We start from the raw sequence: 26,334 nt of genomic DNA on the forward strand, positions 1-26,334 counted from the left end.
CTGGAGCAGGCTAGAGAAGTGCGGGCTTGACGACGGCGCGAATCATCTCGGCGAAAGCCACATGCGTGTCCAGGTGCATGCCATCGACATTGGCGTCGACGACGTTCTGGACCGAGTTGATGAGGCCTACGTCCACGCCGCGCATCAGCAACTGACGCTCCAGCTCAGGCGAGTTCAGAAGACGCCCATCCTGGCGGCGAGCGGCGATGGCGGCGGCGATGGCGTTACAGCCCCAGTTCGAGCAGGCTGCTGTGACCAGAACGTCGGCGGGCGTCACCGCAGCAATAGTTGAGCCGAACTTGACGTGCTCTGCCACCGCCTGCGGGATGGCACCCATGCCAATCTCGTTTCCGCCGTCCCCAACTGCAACGGTAGGAATGCCTTGTGCGAGCGCCTCATCGAATAGGATGTCAATACGGGCGCGCCCCATGCCGTAGTCGATTGCGCGCATGCTGTAGTACACACCATCCTTGGCGCGTCCAACCCGCTCGGTCGAGAAGAAGAGGCTCGGCTTGTAGCGAGCCAGAAGAGACTTTGCCTCGCCAGCTGCCTCTTCGTCTTTGGTGGTGAAAGGCAGGAGCGAAGCCACTGCAAGGCTTCCATCTTTGCAGGCGATCTCGGCCTGTTCGTAGGGGAGCACCGTGAGGCCAGCACTGGTCAGGATGGCCTTTATGCCAGGCAACAACGTCTCTTCGGCCAAGAGCACGCAATGAACGCGCTTGGCCAGTGTCAACGCTCGGATGACGACAGCAGCCCCGGCAGGTCCGTCGTTCTCACCGATTTCAGTGGAGATCCATGCTCTCGACACCGAACCGGTGGTGACGAAGATGGTTGAGCCGTCGGGCACGGAGAGCAGCGCATCCGCTGCTGCGCCAACAAGGGAGCGTCCCTGGCGGGAGCGAGCGGCCGCAAACAGATGTTCCACTCCGCGACCTCCGATGTCCAGGCTGACGAGCTTGTCGAGTCGTTCGTCGATGGCATCGAGCAGCTTGGCGTCGACCGTCATTTCGTTTCTCCCAGAATCAGTTGAGCCAGTTCCTTTGGCGCACCGACAAACCGGGCAACTTCGGTGAATGCAGCGTCCATCGCGTCGATGACTTTCGCCATGCCGCCCACTCGCTCAATGGCGCCGTGTGTCGGCTTGAGGCGCACAGAGACTCGCGCGCCGGGCTGGCCGTGGGTGTTGACGGTCAAGATTCCGTAGTCGCGCAAGAGCACCATGCCCAAAGCCGAGGTGATCTCCGCCGGCGTGACTCCCGCGTTGTCGTAGCTCCGTCCCGCCCTTCGAAAGACTTCCTTGAACACGAGATCCTCTTCAATCATCGGCCCCAGATCGCTCACGGCGACGAGCTCCGTCCCGAGGCGTTCACGCAGTGCATGCGCCAGCTGCTGACCGCTCTGTGCCTCCTCAATAAGGTCTTGAGCCGAGAAGCGTTGGATGGAGCGCAGCGCGCTCGCCGCAATGGGTGCTCTCGCCTCCATGCCGAACTCGGAAGCCTTTGCCGACACGCGGGTGACCAGATGGGGACGGCCGACCAGAAGGCCCGAGCGAGGACCAGACAAGCCTGCCTTGTCGCAGTTGGTGATTGCGAGGTCCCCGCCGAGATCTAGGCTTTTTGCGCCCCCTCGAAGAACAGGCCTCATCCGTGCACCATAGGCTTCATCAAACAGCACCAGCGCGCCCAGGCGCCGTGCCGTTGCCGCCACATCCATCGCGATGTTGTCGTCAAGGAATTCGAGGCTGCTGGTGACCGTTGTCACGACAACGAGCGCTGGCTTCTGCGCCTCAAGTACCGACGCCCAGTTCTTGTCGCCTTGGACCTCGTGCAGCGCGACCCGCGCCACACCACTGCCACGAATGACAGATGCATGAGAACGCCCGCCCGGCGGCACGACAGACACAACGTCTTCTCCTTCGGCCAGCGCGGCGATAGCGGCGATGATGCCCGCGCTCGTGCGGTTGACGACTGCGGCGCCGTCGTCAGCGCGCCCACCCATGTGGTCGACCGCGAACTCGCGGAGTTCTTCCGCGAAGAGACCGGGGCCCACCCACTCTTCGCAGTTGGTGTTCAAGTCCTCGACCAGCAGGGGGAACTCACGCTGATTGCCGGTGAAGACTCCAATCGATTTGGGGCCAAGTTTGCGGACGCGTTCAGCCGCGACCTTTTGTCCCTGCCGCAGACGACGTGCTTCGTCGACGCTGGATTGGATGATCGTGCCCCTGGCAAATCCGACGATGGGGTCGAGCGGGTTCCCGAAGGAGTCAGCAGTTTTCTTGTGTTGCATGGAGGTTCCTGGTCACGCTGCGGACGCAGTGCGGATGGAAATCCCGGCTACGACCTTGAGGAGGGAGACGAAGGCGAGATGGCCGGCAAAGTCGATGCCGTCGACGACCATGGTCTGCTTCGAGGTCGCGCCATCACGCGCGCCAGCCGCGACGGTTACTGCAATCAGCTCGTGCTCGGTGTCGGCGTCGTGCAGGACGTCGGGATCGGAGAGAAGCACAGCCAGTGCCGCGGCAACCGCGCACGCGCCCCAGTTGGATACTGCGGCGCTCACCGTGACATCGGTTGCGACGACCGTCACCACCCCTGAAGCATGGCCTGCGAGCGACCGCCCTCGCATCGGAAGTACATCCCGAATGGCTTCCCGAACTGCGCCGAAGCCAACTTCGTTGCCGCCGTCGCCGATGCCGACCGTAAGGATGCCTGCCTCAGCAGCGTGATAGGCGAGCAGGTACACGTAGCCGACCGTCAGCGGGTCGCGGCAGTCGCCGCGCACACCGTGGAATTCACCTTCGACGTTGGGACCGTCCCGTTCGACGAAGACAACTGCGCTGGGCTGATGCTTCTCTACAAGCTCACGTGACTTGGCCTGGCCACGGTTCATCCCGATTGGGAACGACTCGACGGTTATCGGCTCGACACTACGCCCTGGGCGACTAGCTGCCCAGGCTGCAAGCTTGGCGTTGATGAGTTCGACGGCGGCCGCAACCGGTGGCATGTGAGCGTCTTCCGTCACAAACACCACTTTGGCTTTCAATCCCTTCACGATAGCTGCCGCCAGAGCTGCGGCGCCAACGGGACCGTCGGTCTCACCGAAGGGCAGCTTGGGCGCGACCCCAGCGCCGGTCGCGATGAGGACGGTGCTGCCTGGACGAACCTTGTCCTTCAATGCGGCTGCAGCAGCCATGGAGAGCGGTGCTCCTTGGCGGGCGCGACACACCTCGTACATTGGCACCACGATCCCTGGGGGCAGACCCCCGGTGAGGGGGCGGATTTCCAGGGTCATGAGGCGGTCGATTCGGTTACCCGATTCGACCTGCTCCGATGTCAAATCGTTCGCCCAGGCGCTCGCTGATGTCGAAGAGGTGGTGACGTCCATATTTCCTGCCCTTAGATGCCGAACGTAACGCTCTTGCGGCTGGTGTAGCTCTCGAGGGCGCCTTCGATGGAGTACTCGGCACCAATGCCACTCTGCTTCGCACCACCGTAGGACATGCCAGGAATCTGGCCGCCGGCGCGATTCACCTGAATCCAGCCAGCGTCGAGCTGCTCGGTCGCACGCATCGCAGCGCCGATGTCGCTGGTGAACACGTAAGCGGCGAGACCGTAGTGGGTGTCGTTTGCCATCGCGAGGACTTCCGCTTCGCTCTCCCATGCGATGGCCACGAGCACGGGGCCGAAGACCTCCTCGCGTGCAATCCGCCACGTGTTGTCCACGCCAGTGAAGATGACGGGCGTCGGGAAGTAGCCCTTGGCGTCGCCCGCGGCGGGGGGCAGCGTGCCGGTCTCGATCTTTGCGCCGGCATCCATCGCCTCTTTGATGAAGCCACAAACCGCGTTGTAACGCTCGGCGTTGATCACAGCGCCGATGTCGGAGGTCTCGTCGAGGGCGTCGCCGACCTTCAGCGCATTGACCTTCTCGACCAGGCGCGGCATGACCTTGTCCCAGATGGACTTGTGCAGGAACAGGCGCGAGCCGGCGGTGCAGGATTGGCCCTGACGAGCGAAGCGCATCGCCGCAATGATGTGGTTTACCGTGGTGTCCAGCATTGCGTCGGTACCGGCATCCGGATAGACGATGCAAGGGCTCTTGCCGCCGAGCTCCAGCGTCAGATGGCCGATGCGGTCTGCAACTGCGTGCGCGACCTTTTGACCGACCTCGTGTGAGCCGGTGAACGACACTTTCGCAACGTCGGGGTGCGTGCTGAGTGGGGCGCCCGCTTCCAGGCCTTCCCCGGTCACGACATTGAGTACGCCAGCCGGGAAGATGTCGGCGGCGAGCTCGGCGATGCGAATGACAGCGAGCGGTGCGTCTTCAGCCGGCTTCAGGACCAGCGTATTGCCAGTGCCTAGCGACATGCCAATCTTGACCGCGGCCAAGACGAGCGGCGAGTTCCAAGGGATGATGGCCCCGACCACGCCGAAGGGCTCGCGAGTGGTGTAGCTGAAGAGGCCCGGGCCAAGCGGCAGGGTCTCACCCTTTTGCTCGGCGATGACGCCACCGTAGTAGCGCAGAACCTCGGCAGTGCTGGCAACTTCAGGCCGGCTCTGGGTGCGCAATGCGTTACCCGTTTCGGCGGCCAGAATTCTTGCGATTTCTTCGGCGTTTGCCGTGATGCGATTGCCGAACTCGATAAGCATGGCGCCGCGTTCGCGCGCTGCCTTGCGGCGCCATTTTGGGAATGCCGCCCTTGCCGCGGCGACAGCGGCGTCCACGTCGCGCGAATCCGCGGCGCCGACGTTGGCGATGGTGTCGAGGCGACAGGGGTTGATGACTGCGAGGGTCTTTCCGCCAATGGGCTTGACCCACTCGCCGTTGATGAAGTTGCCGGCGAGACCGGACGTCGGGAGATTGATGGTCCCGTAGGTAGGCTTGGAGGTGGTGTTCACTTGAGGTGTTTCTTGGCTGGATGGGGAGAAGCGGGTCTAGGCGGCGGCCTGCAGGCGGACGCCCAGCAGTTCCTCGTAGATTTCGCAGATGCTGGTCGAGTCCTTGCCGCCGAGGCCCTTGGCGCGGGCGGCGTTGTAGGTCTGCTTGACCAGCTGGCCCAGGGGCATCGGGTAGTTTGAGAACTCGTCGAGGCACAGGCCGAGGTCCTTGTTCATCAGATCGACGGCGAAGAACGCCGGACGCTCAGCGGTGAACAATGTCTTCTGGAACCAGTCGAGCATCTTGCTGCCGGCCATGCCTGCGGTCATCACGTCGCACAGCACTTCCAGATTGCCGCCGGCTTTGACGCTTGCTGCGAGAACTTCGCCCAGGGCGACGGTGTTGATTGCCACCACAAGGTTGTGGCTCAGCTTCGTGAGTTGGCCGGCCCCGATGTCGCCGCAGTGGACGATGCGTCCGGCCAGGTTGTTCAGCAACGGGGTGACGCGCTCGAGTGCAGCGGCCTCGCCGCCGACCATCACGACGAGCTTGCCGTTTGTTGCGCCTGCGACACCGCCGCTGACCGGCGCGTCGAGGAAGTCGACGCCCTTCTTTGCTGCCTCGGCAGCCAAGGCCTTGGTCGTTTCCGGGTCGACGGTACTGAAATCAATCAGGACGGCGCCTTTCGACAGCGAGCCCAGAACGCCATCTGCCCCGGTAATCGCCGACTTGAGGATGGCTGGGGTGGGCAAGCTGAAGAGGACTGCGTCAGCTCCTTCAGCGGCCGCCTTAGGGCTTGCGGCAGCGGCCGCACCCTTCGAAACCAAGTCGTCGACCGCACTGCGGTTGGGATCAAAAACCGTGACCTTGAATCCAGCCGCCACGAGTCGCGCAGCCATTTGCGCGCCCATCTTGCCGACACCGATAAATGCAACGTTCTTCATTTCGTAAGCGCTCCTGTTTGGATGGGCGAACTTTATGGATAGGCGATCGCCGCGATAAGACCACCGATGCTTACGGGACGAGTTAGAATTTCTTTCCTATTCGGCGGGGGTTCGCCTTGGTGCATGGCATGGGGCACAAAGCTTGCGAGCGTATGCCCTTCGCTTAGTTTTATTGGGGATTACCCTGATGCAACCCACAGGGAGGGGTGAACGCGGCGTGTAGGAAGCGTTAGCTTTTCTATCGTTCATATGTTGAACCTGTCTCGCCTCCATCTTCTGAGCGAACTCGCCGTACTCGGAACCATCGCCAAAGTCGCCGACGCCGTGAAGCTCACGCGGCCCGCTGTCTCGCAGCAGTTGGCAATCCTTGAGCAGGAGACGGGCACCGTTCTGTTCGAGCGCTCAGGCCGAGGGGTTCAACTCACACTGGCGGGGGAAAGCTTGGTGGCACGGGCAGGGAAGGTGCTCGACCTAGTAAGTGAAATCGAATCGGACCTCGCGTCAGCCAAGGGTTCGGTTGCTGGCGAGGTACGGATATCTGCATTCGGCTCAGTCGCGACGACTTTCATACCAGCGGTGTTCGAGTCGTTGATTCGTGAGTACCCGCAGCTTGACCTTCGTTTCGAGGAACTCGAGCCTGGTGAAAGCCTGAAGGCCGCCGCAGCGAAGCAGGTTGACCTGGCACTTGTTGATGATTCAATCAGTGCTGAAGCGCTCTCGAGCATGCTGTACTTCCGCCCGGTCTACGAGGACCATTTCGCTGCTGTGATGGCTTCGAGTCATCGACTGGCGGGAGCCGCTTCGGTCGGCATCGAGGACCTCGAGGCTGAAAACTGGGCAATCAACAGAAATGCTCAGACCTACAAAGCTCAAATCGTGAATGCTTGTCACGAGGCGGGCTACGCTCCTCGAGTGGTAGCGAGCTGCCGCAACATGGCTGCCACGCTTGAGATGGTACGAACCGGCTATGTCGTTACGGTGCTACCTGCCCTGGCTCTCAGAGCGGCAGCATTAGACCCGGCGTTCAGTGTGGTGCCAGTGCACCCTTTGATGGTGCGGCGGATCTTTGTGGCGATGGTCCAGGGTACTTTTCGTAGACCGGCGATTGCAGCGGTCTTGAAAGCCCTTGACGGTGTCGTGCCTCGTTTCGCAAAGGAAGCGTAAAGGCCCCCAAGAGAGAGTTGAGGGACGACTAGCAGCCGCCGTCCCGGGATTTTCCTGCTCGGTTTGCGTTTGGATCGCGGTCATTGTGCTTGCCGCGGTCTGAACGTCAGCTTCTATGAGGACTGTTTTGTCAAGGCATGACGGTCATGGTGGCTACTCGGACGCGGGTGGATTCAACCGGTCTACGCAACATTATTGTTTTGCATGATGTTGGAGGACCGAGATGGGAAGACGCGGATCACGCCTGAGCACTCAGGAAGTGCGAGAACTGTGGAGCCGGTGGAAACAGGGTCAGACGCTCACTCAGATTGGTGCAGCACTGGGCGGCTTGGTCAAAACCGGCGCGGACGCGAAAGGCGGCATGAAGATGCTCGCAGGCCTTGGCGGCGGACCTTGCTGCGGGACGGCCTCCGCGTCAATGCGCAAGCGCCGGGCGTGATCCAGACACCCATGACCGAGCCCACGCGCAGCGCTTGCAGCGCTTTCTGCACCGCATGGGGCAACCGGAAAAACTTGCCAGCGCAAGCCACGTCAATGGCGTGACGCTGCCCGTGGACGGTGGCACGCTCGCTGCATAGCAGAGCGATCGTCCCCCCTGTAGGCACACTCGCTACTCGAACTGCAGCTTGGCATCGACCGCAATTTTGCGGTAGAGCGTGAGCTCGTCGCCAATCATGCCGGCAAGCCGGCTCGGCGGTCCGCCCTGGGCCTGCAAGCCGAGTTCCGCGAACCGCTTCTGAACACCGGGATCTGCCACTGCGGCGGCAGCGGCCTTGTTCAATCGTTCGAGCGTGCCCGCAGGCGTTGCGGCCGGCGCGAGCAGGCCCACCCAGGACTGCTGGACAAAACCCTTGACCCCGGCTTCCACGGCGGTCGCCGTGCTGGGAAAACGAGGATCGCGCTTCTCACTCGTCACGGCGAGGAGCTTGACCCGTCCTGCGTCGACCAGCGGCTTGGCCGCGGCATCGAACACTAAGTCCAGTTGGCCACCTGCCACGTCGTTCAATGCGCCGTTCGTGGACTTGTACGGGATATGGACCAGGAATGTCCCGGTCAGCGCCTTGAAGTATTCACCGGCGAAGTGCGTGCCACTGCCCACGCCGGCGCTGCCGTAGCTCAGCTTGCCCGGACTCTTCTTGGCATATGTGATGAACTCGGCCAAGCTGTTGACCGGGATCTTGTTGCTGGTGACGATCTGCAACCCGTACGTTGCGGACATGCTCACCGGCGCCAGCGCCCTGATCGGGTCGAAAGGCACCTTGGGATCGACGATCGGCAGGATGCTGTAGCTTGAGTTGGTGAAGAGCAGCGTGGCACCGTCCGCCGGTGCCTTCACCACGGCATCGACGCCGAGCCGGCTGCCGGCGCCGGGGCGGTTCTCGACGATCATGGTCTGGCCGAGTTGCTGCGACATCTTGTCGGCCAGGATGCGGGCGGCCTGGTCCGTCACGCCGCCCGCAGGGAAAGGCACGACCAGCTTGAGCACATTCGGCTGCGCCTGCACCAGACCGGTCGCCATGATGAAGCTCGCCGCGAGCCAAATCTGCCGTACCCGTCGAAGATGAATCTGCATGTCTTGTCTCCTTGCCTGTATTCAGCTGAAGGCCGGTGCCAATCCGTCCCAGCAAAGGTATTTGATCTCGAGGAATTCTTCGATACCGTACTGCGAGCCCTCGCGTCCGAGGCCGCTTTGCTTCACGCCGCCGAAGGGCGCCACCTCGTTCGAGATCAATCCGCAGTTCACACCCACCATGCCCGACTCGATGGCGGCCGACGCCCGCCAGATCCGCGCCGCGTCCCGGCTGTACAGGTAAGCGGCCAGGCCGTACTCCGTGGCATTGGCCATCGCGAAGGCCTCCTCGTCGGTCCGGAAGCAGAACAGCGGCGCGATAGGCCCGAAGGTCTCCTCCCGGGCGACCGCCATCTGCGGCATCACGCCAGTGAGTACCGTCGGCTCGAAGAAGCGGCCGCCGAGCGCGTGGCGCCTGCCCCCGCACAGCACGGTGGCACCCTGACCGACAGCGTCGCCGATGTGCTCTTCCACCTTGGCCACAGCCGCATCGTCGATCAGCGGCCCCTGCTGGACGCCAGGCTCGAGGCCATTGCCCACGCGAAGCGCGGCCACGCGCTCGACCAGCTTGGCCGCGAACGCCTCGTAGACGCCCGACTGGACGAGCACGCGGTTCGCGCTGATGCAGGCCTGGCCGGTGTTTCGGAACTTGGCGGCCACCAGGCCGTCTGCCGCCGCGTCGAGGTCGGCGTCGTCGAAGACGATGAAGGGCGCGTTGCCGCCCAGCTCCATCGAGCACTTCTTGACCGTCGCTGCCGCTTGGCCGAGGAGCATGCGCCCCACCTCGGTCGAGCCCGTGAACGTGATCTTGCGCACCAGCGGGTGCGAGGTCAGTGTGCCGCCGATCGCGCGCGTGTCGTTGCCGGTCACGACGTTGAACACCCCCGCTGGCACGCCCGCGCGCCGGGCGAGCTCGGCCAAGGCCAACGCGGTGAGCGGCGTCTGGCTTGCGGGCTTCACGACCATGCTGCAGCCGGCGGCGAGCGCGGGACCGGCCTTGCGCGTGATCATCGCGGCGGGGAAGTTCCAGGGGGTGATGGCCGCGCAAACGCCGATCGGCTCCTTCAGCACGACGATGCGCGCAGTGTCCCGCGGCGCCGGGATCACATCGCCGCGGACGCGCTTGGCCTCCTCGGAGAACCACTGCAGGAAGGAGGCGGCGTAATCGATCTCAACTTTCGCTTCGGCCAGGGGCTTGCCCTCCTCGAGGGTGATCAGCGTCGCCAGGTCGTCGCGATGCAGCACCATCAGCTCGTACCAGCGGCGCAGGATCTCCGAGCGCGACTTCGCGGTGGTCTGCCGCCACGAGAGGAAGGCGCGGTGCGCGGCTTCGATGGCGATTGCCGTCTCCGCTTCCTTGAAGCGCGGCAGGTCCACGAGCGCTTCGTCGCTCGCGGGGTTGCGCAGCGTGTAGCTGCCGTGCGGCGACGAGGTGATCCAATTGCCGCCCACGTACGCGCCTTCGCGCCAGAGTTGCGTGTCCTTCAGGAGATGACGCATGCCGCCGCTCCTCAACAGGGATGGCGGCCGGCCATGAATGCGCCGTCCGGGTCCTGCGTGACCGGTAGGCCCGAAGCGACCAGGCCCTGGCGCAGCATCTTCATGAGGCGATCGGGCACGCGCATCGCGGGCGCGCGCAGCGGTCCGCCGTTGAAGCCCGCCAGCCAGTCCTGGTACTTCCACATCGTGCGGTTCAGCACACCCGTGCCTGCGGCGTAGCTCTGGGCTGCGGCGCCGTTGGCGTTGCGCGCCGGGTTCACCTTCCAGTACAACTCCATCGCGGCTTCCCACTCGCCCTTGCGTGCGAGTTCGAAGGCGCGCGGGTAGTAGCTGCCCATCCATTGGGTGTTGCTCGTGCCGGAGAACTGCAGCTTCATCAGGCTCATGAGCGGAATCGCGTCCCCTTCGATCGGGCAGCTGATCACGACCTCGTCGCGGAAGTGGTGGTACATCTCGCAGATGCCTGCGGGCAGCGGGAAGCCCTGCTCGGACTTGATGGCGACGATGTTGGGGCAATCCTTCAGCAGCCGGCGCACGAGCTCGACGGACATGCCGGCGGGGTGCACGCGCTCGAAGCCCCACAAGGGGATCGGGAACAGCATCACCGCGAGTCCGGTCGCGTCGCAGAACTGCTTCGTGTAGTCGTAGATCTCCTGCTCGGTCGTGGGCCAGAACTGCGGCGGGTAGGACAGCAGCACGATGTCGGCACCAGTCTGCTCGGCGAGTTGCACGGCCTGGATGTTCTCGGCCAGCGTGCCGAACGCCGCGTGGAAGAACAGGCCGAAGCCGCTGCCGGCGGTGTCGCGCGCCCAGGCGGTGAATTGCGCGTTCTCCTCCGGCGTGATCGCGACCTCCGAGCACAGCAGCGTGTAGGTGTAGCCGAGCTCCTTGGCGAGTGCCACGTCATGGCGGATACCGCGCTCGTTGAGCCGCGCCAGATCGGCGGAGTAGCTCGGGATGGTCACTGCGGAGCAGCCGACGAGGTGTTCGCGGGCCCAGGCACGGGCATCGCGGCGTTGGTACGCGGGCATGAGGATCTTCCTTTTTTCCTAACGTTTACTTGACCACCGGCACGATGCTCCGTGCCAGCTCGTTGCCGACATGGCGGGCCCGCGCGCGGGCCAGCAGCATCTCGGCGGTGATGACGTCCTGCAGCGCGGAGCCGACGGACTTGTAGAGGACGATGTCTTCCGCCGCGCGCGCGACCTTGCCTGCCACGAAGTCGGACAGCGCAACGAGCTTGTCGGCGAAGTCGACCCCCGCGCGGACGGCTGCCAGCATGTCGCCGGTGTCGTGCGCCACCTCCTCGGGCATGTCGGCGACGATGCGCGATGCGCGCGCGATCACCTGCTCGTCGACTTCACGCTGTTCGGGCAGCGTCGAGCCGATGGAAACCACGGTCATTGCGGGTTGGAGCCATTCGCCGCGCAACACCGGTGTCTCGTCGCGGCTGCGCGCGGCGCACAGCACCACGTCGGCACCCGCCACCGCTTCGGCTGCCGAAGCGGCGACGTCGATGGCCAGGCCCTGCTCGTCCCGGAAGGTCGCAGCAAACCGCTCGCGGCTGGACGGCGTGGGGCTGAACACCGAAGCGTGTCCGATGGTGCGCACCGCGGCCAGCGCGGCCAGCAAGCCCCGGGCCTCGAATCCGGAGCCGATCACGGCGACCTTCAATGGCCGGCGCGGCGCGGCCGCATCCACGGCCACGGCGGCGGTCGCCGCGGTCCGGATGCCCGTGATGCGGTTGCCGTCGATCAGCGCGGCAAGGTCCATGGTCTCCTGGTCGAACAGCGAGATCAGGTAGCTGGCCCGCCGGGCCTTTGTGTTGGCCGCGATGAGCTTGCAGCCCAGGTGGCGGCCGCTCGGCGAAACCGCAGTGAGTCCACGCAGCCAGATGCCGTCGCCGCGCGCCATCGAACGCGGCGGGACCATCGCCGGCGCGACCGTACCGGCGTAGGCGGTGCGCAGGGCGTCGAAAGCCGCTTTCCAGTCGGCCAATTCGGCGACGTCGGTGTCGCCGAGGAACAGGGTGGGCGGGACGATAGCCGCCGTATCGGGTGTCTGGATGCCCAAGGCCATCTCTCCTTTGTGTCGGAGCCGATGCTAGGCAGGCGAGGCCCGCGCAGCGAGCGCATGCGCGCGAAAGCAGCTTTGCCGTTATCGGGTGGCTGGCCGCCGCGCCTAGGCCGCGTTGAGGGCGGTCGTGGCCATGGCGCGGATCAGGCCGGCAACCGAACGGGTGGCCAGCGTGTGGGGGCGATGGGCCGTGGCGCCGAGCACGATGGATCGCCACAAGGTCGGCCGCGTGATACGCACCGCCGCCAGCCGGTGGGCGTCGTGTGGCATCAGTGCCCCGGCGGTGATCGCGAAGCCGCCCCCGCAGGCGACGATCTCATGCTGCAGCCGGATGGAATCGGCCTCCAGCGCCTGGATCAGGGACAACTGGTGCTCGCGCGCCAGCGCCGTCAGCCGTGCCCGCAGCGGGTGGGGTTCGCTGGGCAGCACCAGGGGCAGCTTGGTCACGTCTTCGAAGGAGATGCTCTTGCGCTTCGCGACCGCGTGCCCGGCGGGCACCACCAGGCGCAGCGGCAGCCGAACCAGCACGGGCTCGTCCGGTCTCGCCGTGTCCTCCTCGCGCAGCAGCAGCGCCATGTCGAGCCGGCCCTGGCCCAGCCACTCCTCCAGCTGCGCGCTGGAACCTTCGGTGAGGTGCAGGCGCACCTCGGGCCATTGCCTGCGCACTTCGGAGAAGAGCGCCCCCGCCAGCAGGGGCACCGTCGAAGGCAGCAGCCCGAAACGCACGTCTCCCATGGGCATGCCGCTGCGGGTGCGCATTTCATCGGCAAGCTGCTCGGCCTGCCGGATCAACGCCAGGATGCGCGGATACACCTCTTCGCCGAATTCGGTCAGCGCCATGCCGCGGCCCGTGCGGCGAAACAGGCGCGCTCCGGACTCGGCTTCGAGCTGGGCGATCTGCCGGCTCAGCACGGATGACGGCACGTCCAGTGCCACCGCCGCGGCCGAGATGCTGCCGGCGTCCGCCACCTGGACGAAAAGCCGCCACCGAGCGTCGACGATGGTCTGCATGGCGCCCGGCATCAGATCTCGTCCATGTGTCTTGACGCGTCCGCGAGCAATCCGCGCAGCCAGACCAGCCCGGGATCGCTGGTGCGGAACTTGTGCCATTGCACCGACTGTTCCATGCGGTCGAATTGCATCGGTGTCGGGCGGATCTCGAGCGGAAACGCTTGGACCAGCCGGTGCGCAACGCGTGCATGCACCGTCGCGACATACTCCGTGCCCACCAGCATCGCAGGGAGCGTGACGAAGCTGTAGGTCGAGACGGCGATGCGGCGCGTGACGCCGAAGCGCCTGAGGAACCAGCCCTCGAAGGCGTCGGCCTGCCCACCGACGGGCTGCATGACGACGTGCTCCGCGTTCACGTAGCGCTCGAAGCTGAGTTCTCCTTGTGCAAGCGCGCTGTGTCGCCACACCATGCAGACGAAGTCCTCGCGGTAGAGAAGCTCGCGCGGGTGGTCCGGCGACATGAAGCCGGTGGGAATGATGAGCATGTCGGCTTCCCCGCGTTCCAGTTGCCGGTGCGGCGCCGCCACCTGCGGCAGGAACTCGAAGCGGACCGTGCTACGCGCCTTCGCCGCGAGCGCCAGCAGTGACGGCACCAGCACAAGCTGGGTGTAGTCCGAGGCGAAGATGCGGAAGACGCGGTCGCTGCCGTTCGGCTCGAAGACCGGCTGGTCCGCGATCGTGCTGTCGATGCGCAAGAGCAGATCGCGAACGGCGGCGTGCAGCCCCTCCGCCCGCGGCGTGAGCTCCATCTTGCGGCCGATCTGCACGAGCAACTCGTCGCCGAAGTACTCGCGCAGGCGCGCCAGCGCATTGCTCGTCGCCGAGGCGCTCAGGTTGAGCGCTTCGGCAGCGCGGCTCACACTGCGTTCCTTCAGCAGCACGTCGAGCGCCACCAGCAGGTTGAGGTCGAGCTTCTTGAATCTCATCGTTCCGTCATCTCCGGTCTGGTTCCGCGGCGCGGACTCCCGTTTACAGCGCGTGATTGTCGGGGCTCGCGGCGCGCAGCTCGGGCGCGAGTCGCGTGTCCCGGGTTAACCCTCGATCGTTCGGCGGCACCGAAAGCTCGCCTTCATCGAAAGCGATTTTCCGAAGACGCGCACCCACCTAATCTCCAGCCCCAACACCGCGATCAGCGGCTCAACACCACAGACAGGAGACAACGAATGGCCATGTGCCAGGCGGAGGGCGTGCTCGTGCCCGCGAATCCCGGCTTCGCCGGATGCGCCCATGCGTGGCGCGCAGCAGCTTGACGATGACCGTGCATCGCGTCGTGGTTGTCGGGGCCGGCATTGCGGGCCTGGCGTGCGCCCTCGCCTGCGCCCGTGCCGGGGCGAGCGTGGACGTCCTGCAGGCCCGGGACCGGCCGGCTCTGACGCCGGCGCACCTGGACCTCGTCCCCAACCTGCTGCGCGACTTCGCCCGGCTGGGCGTCGCCGAGGAATGCGTGCGCCGCGGCTTTGCCTACAACGGGCTCGCGGTGGTCAACGAACACGGCGATCAAGGTTTCGAGCTGCCGACGCCGCGTCTCGCCGGCAATCATCTGCCGTGTGCCGCTGGCATCGGCTACGACGAGGCTCTGGAGGTCCTGACCACACATGCGCAAGCAGCCGGCGCGGCGATTCACGCGGGACGGCGCGCCACCATCGTCGATCCCACGACGGGCGGCGTGTCCACGTCGAATGGCGGCCGCATCGAAGCCGATCTGGTCGTCCTCGCCACGGGTGCCGACTCGCCGCTCGCCGCGCAACTGTTCGGCTCTGCGCCGCCCAGCGCGAGCGCGCAGTGGTGGTGGCATGCGCTGCTCCCGCGTCCCGAGGGCCTGGACCGTACCACCTGGATGGCGGGCGCCCCGGGACGCCGCCTGCTTCTCGTTCCCGTCGACATGTCACGCGCGGGCATCACGGTGATCCGGACGCAGGCGGAAGGCGCTGCGACGGAGGGCGCTGTGCTGCGCGAAACGCTGGCCGGCTGGGGTGGCCTGCCGCGGCGCCTCGCGGCCTTGATCCGTCCGCAGACGCCTGCGGCGCTGCGCCCGGCAAGCACCGCCCTGCTCGAGTTCCCCTGGTACCGGGGAGCTGTCGTAGGCGTGGGTGCCTGCGTGCACGCGCAGATGCCGCCGTTCGGGCAGGCCGCTGCGCAAGCGCTGGAGGACGCTGTCGTGCTTGGCGAACTCGTCGGCGCCGGCCTCACGCGCCCGTTGCTGCTGGAGCAGTACATGGCCAGGCGCGGCGAACGCGCACGCCGCGTGCATGCCCTGCTCGAACGCGCGGCGCGATGGGTCACACGGCCGGAGCCGGCGACGGACCTGCTGGCACTGTCACACGAACTCGGCTCGATCCTCGCCGCTCCGGCATGACCCACACAACCCCACTTCCGACCTTCGACAGGAACTCCATTCGATGATCAAGATGGTCGCCACCATTTGCCGTCGCCCCGGCATGACCCACGCCGAGTACGTGGCGTACGTGCAGCACGTGCATGGCCCGATCGCGACCGAGACACCGGTCACGTTGAGGCGCTACGTCCAGAACCATGTGTTCGATGCCGCCTTCGGCACTGTCTTCGACCGCGCGCATTCGATGGTGGTGGCGCGCGATTCGGTGACGGAGCTGTACTGGGACAGCCCGCAGGACATGGCCGCCAACTTCGCGCACGAGCATGTGCGCACGAAGGTCGGTCCCGATGGCGCCAACTTCAGCGATCTGAGCGTGGCATTGAGCCTGGTCGCACAGGAGAACGAGCAGCCGGTCCAGCGCCCTGGCCGCGGTGCGGGCGCCAAGGTCATGCATTTCATACGGGCCGCCGACGGCCTGGAACTGGCGGAGTTCTTCGATCGCTGGGCGCGTGCGCACACGCAGGCCCTCGCCGCGGCGCCGGCTGCCGCGGAGGCGGTGCGCCGCTGCGTGCACAACCGGCAACTGCCGCAGTTCAACGAGATGCTCGCGTACTTCGGCGGCCTGGAGGTCTTCTACGAAGGCGTGGCGAGCCTCTGGTTCGACGACGTGGCCAGCGTGGGGGCCTTCCGCGCGTACGAGCGCGCACTGCTCGCCATCAACGCCAATCCCGGATCGGCCTTCTATCAGCCATCGAAATCGTTCTTCCTCCACGCGACGGAAGTCCCGATCTACGAGCGCGGCGAGCGCTGACGCGCCTGCGCGACGACCACCTTCCACCCTTCCTTGGACCAAGAAAACGCAATGAAGATCATCGGACCCGACGCACTCGTGTTCGGCGTCGACGACGTCGCCGCCTGTGCTCAATACCTGACCGACTATGGCCTGGTGCCGTCATCCGACGGCCGCTTCGAGGCGCTGGACGGCACGGCGGTCGTGCTGCGACCGAAAGACGATCCGGGCCTGCCGGCGCCGCTGGCGACCGCCAGCATGCTGCGTGAAACGGTCTACGGCGTCGCCGATGCGGCGGCGCTGGACGAGATCGAGAACGAACTGCGCCGCGACCGCGAGGTGACGCGCAGGGATGGGGTCCTGCGCTGCGTCGACGACATGGGCTTCGCGCTCGCCTTCCAGGTGAGCGTGCGCAGGCCGCTGGCGCTGCCGATCGAAACCGTGAACGCACCCGGCGCGCCGACGCAGCGCGGGCTGAACGTGCCGGGCGTGCGCGAGGACATGGCGGCACGCCCCCGCACGCTGTCGCATGTCGTGTACTTCGTGCCGGACGCGGCCAAGGCCGAGGCGTTCTATACCCGGTTGGGGTTTGTGCGGACCGACCTGTTCACGGACTGCGGTCCCTTTCTGCGGCCGGCCGGCACGCAGGACCACCACACGCTGTTCCTGATCCAGACGCCCGAGTTCATGAAGGGCGTGGAGCACTTCACTTTCCACCTGGGCGGACCCACGGAGCTGATGCTGGCGGGCACACGATTCGTGCAGAAGGGCTACGAGTCGTTCTGGGGGCCGGGGCGCCACAAGTTCGGCAGCAACTGGTTCTGGTACTTCAACAGCCCGCTCGGCTGCCACGTCGAATACGACGCCGACATGGACCTGCATGACGAGCATTGGCAGGCGCGCGAATCGCCGATGGGCGCGGATGCCTCGCAAGCCTTTCTTTTCCAGTACCGCGAGAAATGGGCTCCGGGCGGCCCGCCGTCGAAGGGGCCGAAGTGACGCCGGTGCGCTCCCTGCAACGCGAAGGGAGGTGCAACGGCATGGGCGTGCGAAGCGAATCGCTCGGTGACGCCCTTGCCTGCGCCCCCCTCGTCGCGGCGGCGCTCGCCGGCTACCTGCTGATGGCGCTTTGGGCCGCTTCGATGCCGCTGCCGCGCTGATCCATTCAACCGTTCGGAGATTCATTCATGACAAGACAAGCGCGGCGCATCCTCATCGTCGGCGGCGGATTTGCAGGCATGTCCGCGGCCATCGAGCTGCGCAAGACGGGGGCCGAGGTCGACCTGGTCGAGATCGATCCGGAATGGCGCAACTACGGCGCCGGCATCAGCCTGGGCGGGGCGACCCTTCGGGCGTTTCGCCAGCTCGGCGTTCTCGAGGAATTCCTGGCGCATGGCAGCGCGCACGACGGCGTCTCCATCCGCCTGCCCCATGGCGTGCAGATCGGCGAGTTGCCCACCCCCCGGATCGCCGGGGCGGACGTGCCCGGAGGCGGCGCCATCATGCGGCCGGTGCTGGCGAGGATCCTGGCCGATGCCACGCGCAGGGCGGGCACCCGCGTGCACCTGGGCTGCACCTTCAGCACCATCGAACAGGATGCCGAGGGCGTGGAGGTGCGCTTCACCGACGGCCGCCGCGAGCGCTACGACCTGCTCGTGGGCGCTGACGGCCTGCACTCCAAGGTGCGGCAGGCGGTCTGCCCCGATGCGCCCTGGCCGCAGTACAGCGGCCAGGGGGTCTGGCGCGCGGTGGTGCCTCGGCCGCCGGAGATCCGGACCGCGACCATGTGGGTCGGCCCCAGGATCAAGCCCGGCGTGAACCCGGTGTCGAAGGAGGAGATGTACCTCTTCATCACCGAGCCCCGGCTGGTGAACGAACGCCTGGATCCGGCCACCTTCGTCGAGCAGGTGCGCGCCTTGCTGGCCGATTTCCCGGCGCCCGAGCTGCAGCAGATCCGCCGACAGCTCGGTCCGGATTCGCTGGTGGTCTACCGTCCGCTCGAGGCCCTCCTGGTGCCGCGTCCCTGGTTTCGCGGTCGCATCGTGCTGATCGGCGACGCGGTGCACGCGACGACCCCGCACCTGGCCTCCGGCGCCTGCATCGGCATCGAGGACGCGCTCGTGCTGGCCCAGGAACTTGCCCGCCAGGACGACCCGGCGCCCGCGCTGGCCGCTTTCGAGCAGCGACGCTGGGAACGCTGTCGCATGGTCGTGCAGAACTCCGCGCGCCTCGGCGAGATCGAGATCGCTGGCGGCGACAAGGACGAACACGCGCGGGTCATGCGCGAGTCGCTGATCGCCCTGGCCGAACCGATCTGACGCAAGGACCTCCCGCAACGAACCGTCCCGCACCCAGAAGACATCTGCCGCAGCCCCGAGGGCTTCGAAGCGTTGCGGCACCGAATCACAAAACCATTCCAAAACGAGGAGACGACATGGACAAGACGAGGAGACTCAAGCTCACCCTCACCGCGGCCGCCGCGCTCACGGCGGCCCGTGGCTGGGCGATCGAGCTCGACACCGGCAACCCGGACTGGAGCGTGCGCTTCGACAACACCGTGAAGGCCAGCACGATCTACCGCACCGAGGCGGCCGACCCGGCGCTCGCGAGCTCATTCCGACAGCTGGTGCCGGGCGTCCCCGCCTCGGCCTTTCCCCAGGCTTTGAACTTCAATGCCGGGGACGACAACTTCCGCAACCGCGGTCTTGTGTCGAAGCGGCTCGACCTGCTGAGCGAATTCGATGCGGTCTATCGAAGGAACTTCGGCCTGCGCGTGAGCGCGGCGGCCTGGTACGACGGCGCCTACCACGGCACCAGCGATGCCACCGACCGCGCGAACGGCCAGACGCCTTTCAACGAATTCCCTTCCCGCACACGCAAGCTGGCCGGCGAAAAGGCGGAGCTGCTCGATGCGTTCGTGTTCGGTGGCTGGGAGCTGGGCGAAGGCCGCAAGCTCACGGCCCGCTTCGGCCAGCATGCATTGCTGTACGGAGAGAGCGTGTTCTTCGGGGACAACGGGATCGCACGCGCGCAAGGACCGGTCGACGTCTTCAAGCTGCAGTCCTCGCCCAACGCGCAGTTCAAGGAGATCATCCGCCCCGTACCGCAGGTGTCCACGCAGCTGCAGTTGTCGCCGGATCTGTCGATCGGCGGCTACTACCAGTTCCACTGGGAGGCCGACCGCCTGCCACCCGCGGGCAGCTTCTACTCGGTGGCCAACATTCCCTGGGGCTCGACGCAACCGGAACTGGTCGGCATCCAGTCCGGCCCGCTCGCGGGCAACTACGTGCTCAACCCCGCCGGCGACGTGAAGCCGCGCAACTCGGGGCAGTTCGGAGCGCAGCTCAAGTGGCGCGTGGCCGAGACCGACCTCGGCTTCTATGCGGCGCGCTACCACGACAAGGGCGGGCAGCTGTACGGCAACCTGAACGTGTTCGCTCCGGCGGCCAGCCAGTGGTTTTACGTGTTCCCGGAAGCGATCAAGACCGCGGGCGTCAGTGCCAGCCGCTCCATCGGCGACGTGAACTTCGCCGGCGAGGCGTCGCTGCGCTGGAACATGCCGCTGCGCAGCCAGAACATGATCTATCCCGGGGCCTTCAGCCCTGCGCCTGCCTATGCAACCGGGCGCACCGCGCACGTGAACCTCTCGTGGCTGGCGGCGCTCGGTCCGAACTTCCTCGCCCGGGAAAGCAGCCTGATCGGCGAGCTCGCCTGGAACCGGGTCCTGAAGATCAACGATCCGAACCGGGAACTCGATGCCGGCCGCACACGCAGCGCCACCGCCCTGCAACTCATCTACAGCCCGAGCTACCGGCAGGTCCTCCCCGGGCTCGACATCAACGTCCCGGTCGGGCTGCGCTACACGCTCGACGGCCGCTCTGCGATCACCGCCTGGGACGCACGGGGCAGCGGCAGCGCCACGATCGGCGTGGAAGGCACCTACCTGGGCGTGTGGCAGTTCGCGATCACCTACACGCACTACATCGGCAAGGCCGCCCCCTTCGTGGAATTCGCGCCGCTGCTCAGCGGCGGCTCACCCATCTTCTCGACCGGCAATCCGCTGGCGGACCGCAACAACATCGCGGTCTCGCTGCGCCGGACCTTCTGATTCAAGACTGGAGACATGCAATGAAGCAAATCATTCTCGCGGCCGCCACGCTGGCCGTGCTCGGCGCGGTGGCGCCCGCGCTGGCGGCCGTCACCGCCGAGGAGGCCGCCAGACTCAAGGGCGAGCTGACGCCCCTGGGGGCCGAGAAGGCCGGCAACAAGGATGGCAGCATCCCGGCGTGGACCGGCGGCCACACGACGCCGATCGCCGGCGACAAGCCGGGCGGCCGCCGCGGCGATCCGTTCAAGGACGAGAAGCCGCTGCTCTCGATCACCGCCCAGAACATGGCCCAGCACGCCGACAAGCTGAGCGACGGGCAGCAGGCGCTGCTGAAGAAGTACCCCGAGTACCGCATCGACGTCTACAAGACCCACCGCACCGCCGCTGCGCCGCAATGGGTGTACGAGAACACCTTCAAGAACGCGACGCGCGCCAAGCTCGATGGCGACATCGAGCAGGGCGGCTACGGGGGCATCCCCTTTCCCATCCCCAGGACCGGCGCCGAGGTGATGTGGAACCACATGCTGCGCTGGCGCGGCTCTTCCTGGCAGTTCGTCTCGACGATGTACCAGATCACCGCCGACGGCCGCGCCGTGCTGACGACGGACGGCATCGGCGACCAGCAGATGTCCTTCTACATGCCCGATGGATCGCCGGAAGCGTTCGAGAAGAGCGGCCTTCCTTACTGGCAGGTCCGGCTGGTCAATGCCGGTCCTCCCATCCGGGCGGGCGAGGCGATCGCCGGGGGCACCAAGCTCGATGGAACGAAGGACGAGGCCTGGGTCTATCTCACCGGGCAACGCCGCGTGCGCAAGCTGCCGAATCCGTGCTGCGACACGCCGACACCGGCCGCGGCGGGCGTGATGAGCTTCGACGAGCTCGAGGTCTGGACCGGGCGGCTCGACCGCTTCGACTGGAAGCTGGTCGGGAAGAAGGAGATGTTCATCCCTTACAACGGCAACAGGCTGATGCAGCCTAAGGCGGACAGCGACGTGCTCGCCAAGAACGGCCTCAACCCCGACCACGTGCGCTGGGAACTTCACCGGGTCTGGGTGGTGGAGGCGGCGCTGCGTTCGGGCCAGCGCCACCAGGCGCCCAAGAGCCGCTACTACTGCGACGAGGACACGTGGATGTGCGCGCTGGGAGACCGCTGGGACGCCAACGGGCAGCTCTGGAAGACGCTGTGGCAGACGAGCTTCGTCGCGCCGGACCTTCCGGGCACCGTGGGAAGCACTTTCGGCTTCAACGACCTGCTCTCAGGCACCGGCTTCGTATCGAACCTCTACAACACCAAGTCCGCGCAGTACCCACTCAAGCCCCGCTACCCGGACAGCACGTTCACGGGTGATGCGCTGGCTGGCGAGGGCGTCCGCTGAGAACCGCAGCGCGAACCCACGCCATGCAAGAAGTCTTGAAGCACGGTCGCCGTCCAGGCCTGGGCCGGGCGTTGCTGATCCTCGGCCTCGTGGTCGCGCCGCTGGCGGGGCATGCCGCCGCTCCCGTGACCGACGCGCTGGATCGCGCCGCCCTCGGCGCCCGGCAGCCGGAGCGCTCGGTGCTCCTGGGCGCGGCGCAGGCCGGCTCGCGCATCGTCGCAGTCGGCGAGCGGGGCCTCGTCGTGCTCTCCGAAGACGGCGGGCAGCGCTGGCGCCAGGCGAGCGCGCCGGTCAGCGTCACGCTGACCGCCGTGCGCTTCGCAGATCGTGAGCACGGCTATGCGATCGGGCACGGCGGTACGGTGCTCGGCACGACCGACGGCGGCCAGACCTGGACACGCCGCCTGGACGGCCGGCAGCTGGCACAAGTGCTTCTGGCCCAGGCGAAGGCCGGCGGTGACGCGGCGGCCCTGAAATCCGCGCAACGCCTCGTCGACGACGGCCCGGACAAGCCGCTGCTCGATCTCCTCGTCTTCGATGCGAAACGCATCCTTGCCGTGGGCGCCTACGGCCTGGCCTTGGCGACCGAGGACGGGGGCGCGACCTGGACCTCCTGGCAAGGGCGACTCGACAACCCCAAGGAACTCCATCTGTATGCGGTTCGCCAGCGCGGCAGCCGCATCGTCATCGCGGGCGAGCAGGGCCTGATCCTGCAGTCACACGACGGCGGCCAGAGTTTCAGGCGCGTGGCGACGCCGTACGGCGGCAGCTTCTTCACCGCGGAGTTGACGGATGACCGGACGATCCTCGTCGCTGGGCTGCGCGGCAATGCTTGGCGCTCGACGGATGCCGGCGCCAACTGGACCCAGCTCGCATCGCCCGGGCCGGTGTCGATCACGGCTTCGGCACAGGGTTCGGACGGGCAGCCGCTCTTCGTCAACCAGGCGGGAATGATCCTCGGCCTGTCGGGGGGCATGCTGAAGCCGTTGAACGCGGCTGGGCTGCCGCCTTTGAACTTCGTCTTGCCGCTGGAGCGCGCGCGCGTCCTCGCGCTGTCCGTGCAGGGCGCGCTGCGTGTGGATGTACGCGGCACGGATGAGGCTCGCAAGGGGCTGTCGCAATGAACGCCAAGCTTCCAACCCCGGCCGCAGAAGCCTTCGATGCGCATTCGGGATCACTGGTCGAGCGCGCCCTGTTCAACCATCGCGCGCTCATCGTCACCCTGTGCCTGCTGCTGACAGCCGTGCTCGGCTGGCAGGCCGGCAAGCTGCAGCTCAACGCCAGCTTCGAAAAGACCATCCCCACGCATCACCCGTACATCGGCAACTTCCTGAAGTACCAGGGCGAGCTCAACGGCCTGGGCAATGCCGTGCGCATCGCGGTGGAGAACCCCGGCGGCACGATCTACGACGACCGTTACCTGGCCACCTTGCGCAGGCTCAGCGACGAGGTGTTCCTCCTTTCCGGCGTGGCCCGCAACCAGATGAAATCTCTCTGGACGCCCACCACCCGCTGGGTCGGGGTGACGGAGGAGGGGCTCGAGGGCGGGCCCGTCATTCCGGACGGGTACGACGGCTCCGCGCGCTCGCTGGAGCAGTTGCGCGCCAACATCGCGCGCTCGGGCGAGATCGGGCAGCTGGTCGCGTTCGACGCCCGCTCCAGCGTGATCTACGTCCCCTTGCTGGCGAGAGACGCCGAAGGGCGCCCGCTTGACTATGCACGCTTCGCCGGGCACATCGAAGCGCTGCGCGAGAAGTACGAGGCGCAGGGCGTACGCATCCGCGTCACCGGCTTCGCCCAGGTCGTCGGCGACCTGATCGAGGGCGTGCGCGCCGTGCTGGCGTTCTTCCTGCTCGCCGTCGCGATCGCAGCAGCCATGGTGTATGGATACACGCGCTGCATTCGCTCCACCGTCCTGGTGGTTGCCGCGTCGCTGGTCGCCGTGGTCTGGCAGCTCGGGCTGCTGCCGACGCTCGACTACTCGCTCGACCCGTACTCCATCCTGGTGCCCTTCCTGGTGTTCGCCATCGGCATGAGCCACGGCGCCCAGAAGATGAACGGGATCATGCAGGACGTCGGCCGCGGGGTGGACAAGCTGGTCGCGGCGCGCCTCACCTTCCGCCGCCTGTTCCTCGCAGGGTTGACCGCGCTGCTCGCGGATGCGGTGGGCTTCGCGGTGCTGCTGGTGATCGACATCCAGGTGATTCGCGAGCTGGCGGTCGCCGCATCCCTGGGCGTCGCGGCCCTGATCTTCACGAACCTGATCCTGCTTCCGATCCTCCTGTCGTACCTGGGGGTCAGCCCGAAGGCGGCCCGTCGCAGCCTCGGCGCGCAAGAGGGCGACATGCGGGCAACGGCGAAGCATCCGGTGTGGGCCTGGCTCGACCGCTTCACCCGGCGCCGCCCCGCGGCCGTGGCCATCGGCGCAGCGGCGGTCCTCGGAGTGCTGGGACTGGCGATCAGCACGCAGCTGTCCATCGGCGATCTCGATCCCGGTGCGCCGGAACTGCGGCCGGCCAGCCGCTACAACCTGGACGTTGCCTTCATGAACACGGCCTATGGCGCCTCCAGCGATGTGCTGGCCGTTCTCGTGAAGACCCCGGAAGGCCAGTGCTCGAGCTACCAGACGCTGAACAAGGTCGATGCGCTGGAGTGGGAGCTCAGGCAGCTCGACGGCGTGGAGACGACGAACACGCTGGCCCTGCTGAACCGGCGCATGCTCACGGGGCTCAACGAAGGCAATCCGAAGTGGTACGAGTTCCTGCCGAACCAGGACATGCTCAATACCGTCACCGCCGGGGCGCCGCGGGGGCTGTACAACGACAGCTGCGGCCTGCTGACCGCCTACGTGTACCTTCGCGACCACAAGGCCGAGACGCTCAATGCCGTCGTGCAGCACGTCGAGGCTTTCGCGCGGGCCAATGACACGGCGGACGTGCAGTTCCTTCTCGCGGCTGGATCGGCGGGGGTCGAAGCGGCGACGAACATCGTCGTGCAGAAGGCATGGCGACAGATGCTGCTGCTGGTGTACGGGGCGGTGGTGCTGCTGTGCTTCGTGACTTTCCGCTCCTGGCGCGCGGTGGTGGTCGCGGTGCTGCCGCTGGCGCTGACTTCGGTTCTGGCCGAGGCGCTCATGGTGGCGCTCGGGATGGGCGTGAAGGTGGCCACGCTGCCCGTCATTGCGCTCGGGGTGGGGATCGGCGTGGACTACGCCCTGTACATCCTGTCCGTGACGCTCGCCCAGATGCGCGCGGGCATGAGCCTGTCGGACGCGTACTACCGCGCGCTCCAGTTCACCGGCAAGGTCGTGATGCTGACGGGGGTCACGCTCGCGATCGGCGTCGTCACCTGGGTGGCGAGTCCGATCAAGTTCCAGGCCGACATGGGGCTGCTGCTGGCCTTCATGTTCCTCTGGAACATGCTGGGCGCGCTGGTGCTGCTGCCAGCGCTCGCCCACTTCCTGCTCGACCCGGTGCGACGTGCGCCGGTCGCGGCCCACCAGCCTGTCGCCGCCCCTCTGGCGCATACCTGAAAGGAAAAACAAACATGGCCTACCCGCGCAACGTCTGGTATGTGGCCGGCTTCGACGACGAGCTGCAGAGCGGGGCGCTGCTGCCGCGCACCTATCTCGGCGAACCGGTGGTCCTGTTCCGCGAGACAGACGGCACGCCCAAGGCCCTGGAGGATCGCTGCCCGCATCGATTCGCGCCGCTGTCGGCGGGCACGCTGCGCGAGGGCAGCATCCAGTGCGGCTACCATGGCCTGACCTTCGACGGCTCGGGGACTTGCGTGCGCAATCCGCACGGCACGATCCCGAAGGCCGCCTGCGTGAAGTCGTATCCGGTGCGCGAGCGTCATCGCCTGCTCTGGATCTGGATGGGCGAACCGGCGCTTGCCGAAGAAGCGCTGATTCCCGACTTCAGCGCCGTCGCGGCCGCGCCCGAGCATTCGTACTTCCGCGGCTACCTGCCCACCGCCTGCGACACCCTGCTGCTGGTCGACAACATCCTCGACCTGTCGCACGTCGATTTCCTGCACCCCACCACGCTGGGCAGCGGCGCGATCTCGCGCGCGAAGGCGGCCGTGGAAGACCTGTCCGATCGCAGCGTCAAGGTGTCATGGGTTTCCAGCGGCGACATCGCGCCGCGCGCGTTCGACATGCACCTGCGCCAGCAGGGCCAGCCCACCGACCAATGGACAGAGGTGACCTGGACCGCGCCTTCCAACATGCTGCTTCGCGTCGGCGCGACCCTTCAAGGAGAACCGCGCAGCCAGGGTGTCGCCACCCTGAACCTGCATCTGGGCACGCCCGAGCGCCCCGGGCACACGCACTACTGGTACTGGGCCACGCGCGACTTCGCGATCTCGCCCGAGGCCAATGCCGCCATCCTCCCGATGGTGGAGCACATCTTCCGCCATGAGGACAAGCCGATGCTCGAGGCCCAGCAGCGGCGCATGGGCGAGCAGGACTTCTGGTCGCTCAAGCCGGTCCTGCTGGCGCCGGACGCCGGCGCCGTGCGCGCCCGCCGCAAGCTCACGGCCCTCGCTCAGGCCGAGGCCGCCGCCTAATCCCGTCACGTTTTCG

21 protein-coding genes are annotated in these 26,334 nt (G+C 66.5%); 10 read left to right on the top strand and 11 right to left on the bottom strand.

Annotated elements, in window-relative coordinates; genetic code table 11:
• Positions 1-10: 10 nt before the first annotated feature.
• Genes AC3A6X_RS20425 through AC3A6X_RS20445 form a run of 5 tightly spaced genes read right to left on the bottom strand, consistent with a single transcriptional unit; the run spans position 11 to position 5,855 of the window.
• Entirely contained in the window at positions 11-1,006 is a 996-nt protein-coding gene (locus AC3A6X_RS20425) for a glutamate cyclase domain-containing protein (protein ID WP_487843913.1), read from the bottom strand.
• Positions 1,003-2,286, bottom strand: a complete 1,284-nt coding sequence (locus AC3A6X_RS20430; RefSeq protein ID WP_487843914.1) for an aminotransferase class I/II-fold pyridoxal phosphate-dependent enzyme — start codon at positions 2,284-2,286, stop codon at positions 1,003-1,005. The genes AC3A6X_RS20425 and AC3A6X_RS20430 overlap by 4 nt, the downstream gene beginning before the upstream one ends.
• 12 nt (positions 2,287-2,298) lie before the next feature.
• Entirely contained in the window at positions 2,299-3,384 is a 1,086-nt protein-coding gene (locus AC3A6X_RS20435) for a glutamate cyclase domain-containing protein (RefSeq protein WP_487843915.1), read from the bottom strand.
• Positions 3,385-3,395: 11 nt separating this feature from the next.
• Entirely contained in the window at positions 3,396-4,895 is a 1,500-nt protein-coding gene (locus AC3A6X_RS20440; RefSeq protein WP_487843916.1) for an aldehyde dehydrogenase family protein, read from the bottom strand.
• A 36-nt stretch (positions 4,896-4,931) separates the two neighbouring features.
• On the bottom strand, positions 4,932-5,855 hold the full coding sequence (locus tag AC3A6X_RS20445; protein WP_487844081.1) for an NAD(P)-dependent oxidoreductase: 924 nt from the start codon (positions 5,853-5,855) through the stop codon (positions 4,932-4,934).
• A 213-nt stretch (positions 5,856-6,068) separates the two neighbouring features.
• Between AC3A6X_RS20445 and AC3A6X_RS20450 the strand changes: the two genes are divergently transcribed.
• Positions 6,069-6,983 (top strand): LysR family transcriptional regulator, encoded by a 915-nt coding sequence (locus AC3A6X_RS20450; RefSeq protein ID WP_487843917.1) that lies wholly within the window; start codon positions 6,069-6,071, stop codon positions 6,981-6,983.
• A 610-nt stretch (positions 6,984-7,593) separates the two neighbouring features.
• Here AC3A6X_RS20450 and AC3A6X_RS20455 read toward each other — a convergent pair.
• From AC3A6X_RS20455 to AC3A6X_RS20480, 6 genes are all read right to left on the bottom strand, one after another.
• A complete protein-coding gene (locus AC3A6X_RS20455; RefSeq protein ID WP_487843918.1) occupies positions 7,594-8,556 on the bottom strand; it encodes a tripartite tricarboxylate transporter substrate-binding protein in 963 nt (320 codons plus the stop codon).
• A 21-nt stretch (positions 8,557-8,577) separates the two neighbouring features.
• Positions 8,578-10,053: an NAD-dependent succinate-semialdehyde dehydrogenase gene (locus AC3A6X_RS20460; protein WP_487843919.1), complete on the bottom strand. Its 1,476-nt coding sequence runs from the start codon at positions 10,051-10,053 to the stop codon at positions 8,578-8,580.
• Positions 10,054-10,064: 11 nt separating this feature from the next.
• A complete protein-coding gene (locus AC3A6X_RS20465) occupies positions 10,065-11,084 on the bottom strand; it encodes a dihydrodipicolinate synthase family protein (RefSeq protein WP_487843920.1) in 1,020 nt (339 codons plus the stop codon).
• A gap of 25 nt (positions 11,085-11,109) precedes the next feature.
• Entirely contained in the window at positions 11,110-12,132 is a 1,023-nt protein-coding gene (locus AC3A6X_RS20470) for an ornithine cyclodeaminase family protein (protein ID WP_487843921.1), read from the bottom strand.
• Between the two features lie 102 nt (positions 12,133-12,234).
• Positions 12,235-13,152, bottom strand: coding sequence for a LysR family transcriptional regulator (locus tag AC3A6X_RS20475; protein WP_487843922.1), 918 nt, complete (start codon positions 13,150-13,152; stop codon positions 12,235-12,237).
• Positions 13,152-14,066, bottom strand: a complete 915-nt coding sequence (locus tag AC3A6X_RS20480; protein WP_487843923.1) for a LysR family transcriptional regulator — start codon at positions 14,064-14,066, stop codon at positions 13,152-13,154. Before AC3A6X_RS20480 ends, AC3A6X_RS20475 begins: the two co-directional genes overlap by 1 nt.
• A gap of 326 nt (positions 14,067-14,392) precedes the next feature.
• On the opposite strand from AC3A6X_RS20480, the gene AC3A6X_RS20485 reads away from it, so the two are divergent.
• From AC3A6X_RS20485 to AC3A6X_RS20525, 9 genes are all read left to right on the top strand, one after another.
• Complete coding sequence (locus tag AC3A6X_RS20485; RefSeq protein ID WP_487843924.1) at positions 14,393-15,496, top strand: FAD-dependent oxidoreductase; 1,104 nt, start codon at positions 14,393-14,395, stop codon at positions 15,494-15,496.
• A gap of 43 nt (positions 15,497-15,539) precedes the next feature.
• Positions 15,540-16,286, top strand: a complete 747-nt coding sequence (locus AC3A6X_RS20490; protein WP_487843925.1) for an EthD domain-containing protein — start codon at positions 15,540-15,542, stop codon at positions 16,284-16,286.
• 51 nt (positions 16,287-16,337) lie between these two features.
• Positions 16,338-17,264 (top strand): VOC family protein, encoded by a 927-nt coding sequence (locus AC3A6X_RS20495; protein ID WP_487843926.1) that lies wholly within the window; start codon positions 16,338-16,340, stop codon positions 17,262-17,264.
• A gap of 188 nt (positions 17,265-17,452) precedes the next feature.
• On the top strand, positions 17,453-18,583 hold the full coding sequence (locus tag AC3A6X_RS20500) for an FAD-dependent oxidoreductase (RefSeq protein WP_487843927.1): 1,131 nt from the start codon (positions 17,453-17,455) through the stop codon (positions 18,581-18,583).
• A 116-nt stretch (positions 18,584-18,699) separates the two neighbouring features.
• The gene (locus AC3A6X_RS20505; RefSeq protein WP_487843928.1) at positions 18,700-20,373 is read left to right on the top strand and encodes a DUF1302 domain-containing protein; all 1,674 of its coding nucleotides are present in this window, start codon (positions 18,700-18,702) and stop codon (positions 20,371-20,373) included.
• A 20-nt stretch (positions 20,374-20,393) separates the two neighbouring features.
• Positions 20,394-21,749, top strand: a complete 1,356-nt coding sequence (locus AC3A6X_RS20510) for a DUF1329 domain-containing protein (protein WP_487843929.1) — start codon at positions 20,394-20,396, stop codon at positions 21,747-21,749.
• Between the two features lie 23 nt (positions 21,750-21,772).
• Complete coding sequence (locus tag AC3A6X_RS20515) at positions 21,773-22,873, top strand: WD40/YVTN/BNR-like repeat-containing protein (protein WP_487843930.1); 1,101 nt, start codon at positions 21,773-21,775, stop codon at positions 22,871-22,873.
• Positions 22,870-25,281, top strand: a complete 2,412-nt coding sequence (locus AC3A6X_RS20520; RefSeq protein ID WP_487843931.1) for an efflux RND transporter permease subunit — start codon at positions 22,870-22,872, stop codon at positions 25,279-25,281. Before AC3A6X_RS20515 ends, AC3A6X_RS20520 begins: the two co-directional genes overlap by 4 nt.
• Before the next feature lie 14 nt (positions 25,282-25,295).
• On the top strand, positions 25,296-26,318 hold the full coding sequence (locus AC3A6X_RS20525; RefSeq protein ID WP_487843932.1) for an aromatic ring-hydroxylating dioxygenase subunit alpha: 1,023 nt from the start codon (positions 25,296-25,298) through the stop codon (positions 26,316-26,318).
• Positions 26,319-26,334: the final 16 nt, after the last annotated feature.

The organism is Variovorax sp. Soil_C_12, assembly GCF_057657375.1.

Coding starts and splice junctions, on each gene's coding strand:
- AC3A6X_RS20425 (WP_487843913.1), bottom strand. CDS start 1,006: ATGACGGTCGACGCCAAGCTGCTCGATGCCATCGACGAACGACTCGAC.
- AC3A6X_RS20430 (WP_487843914.1), bottom strand. CDS start 2,286: ATGCAACACAAGAAAACTGCTGACTCCTTCGGGAACCCGCTCGACCCC.
- AC3A6X_RS20435 (WP_487843915.1), bottom strand. CDS start 3,384: ATGGACGTCACCACCTCTTCGACATCAGCGAGCGCCTGGGCGAACGAT.
- AC3A6X_RS20450 (WP_487843917.1), top strand. CDS start 6,069: ATGTTGAACCTGTCTCGCCTCCATCTTCTGAGCGAACTCGCCGTACTC.
- AC3A6X_RS20455 (WP_487843918.1), bottom strand. CDS start 8,556: ATGCAGATTCATCTTCGACGGGTACGGCAGATTTGGCTCGCGGCGAGC.
- AC3A6X_RS20460 (WP_487843919.1), bottom strand. CDS start 10,053: ATGCGTCATCTCCTGAAGGACACGCAACTCTGGCGCGAAGGCGCGTAC.
- AC3A6X_RS20465 (WP_487843920.1), bottom strand. CDS start 11,084: ATGCCCGCGTACCAACGCCGCGATGCCCGTGCCTGGGCCCGCGAACAC.
- AC3A6X_RS20470 (WP_487843921.1), bottom strand. CDS start 12,132: ATGGCCTTGGGCATCCAGACACCCGATACGGCGGCTATCGTCCCGCCC.
- AC3A6X_RS20475 (WP_487843922.1), bottom strand. CDS start 13,152: ATGCCGGGCGCCATGCAGACCATCGTCGACGCTCGGTGGCGGCTTTTC.
- AC3A6X_RS20480 (WP_487843923.1), bottom strand. CDS start 14,066: ATGAGATTCAAGAAGCTCGACCTCAACCTGCTGGTGGCGCTCGACGTG.
- AC3A6X_RS20485 (WP_487843924.1), top strand. CDS start 14,393: ATGACCGTGCATCGCGTCGTGGTTGTCGGGGCCGGCATTGCGGGCCTG.
- AC3A6X_RS20490 (WP_487843925.1), top strand. CDS start 15,540: ATGATCAAGATGGTCGCCACCATTTGCCGTCGCCCCGGCATGACCCAC.
- AC3A6X_RS20495 (WP_487843926.1), top strand. CDS start 16,338: ATGAAGATCATCGGACCCGACGCACTCGTGTTCGGCGTCGACGACGTC.
- AC3A6X_RS20500 (WP_487843927.1), top strand. CDS start 17,453: ATGACAAGACAAGCGCGGCGCATCCTCATCGTCGGCGGCGGATTTGCA.
- AC3A6X_RS20505 (WP_487843928.1), top strand. CDS start 18,700: ATGGACAAGACGAGGAGACTCAAGCTCACCCTCACCGCGGCCGCCGCG.
- AC3A6X_RS20510 (WP_487843929.1), top strand. CDS start 20,394: ATGAAGCAAATCATTCTCGCGGCCGCCACGCTGGCCGTGCTCGGCGCG.
- AC3A6X_RS20515 (WP_487843930.1), top strand. CDS start 21,773: ATGCAAGAAGTCTTGAAGCACGGTCGCCGTCCAGGCCTGGGCCGGGCG.
- AC3A6X_RS20520 (WP_487843931.1), top strand. CDS start 22,870: ATGAACGCCAAGCTTCCAACCCCGGCCGCAGAAGCCTTCGATGCGCAT.
- AC3A6X_RS20525 (WP_487843932.1), top strand. CDS start 25,296: ATGGCCTACCCGCGCAACGTCTGGTATGTGGCCGGCTTCGACGACGAG.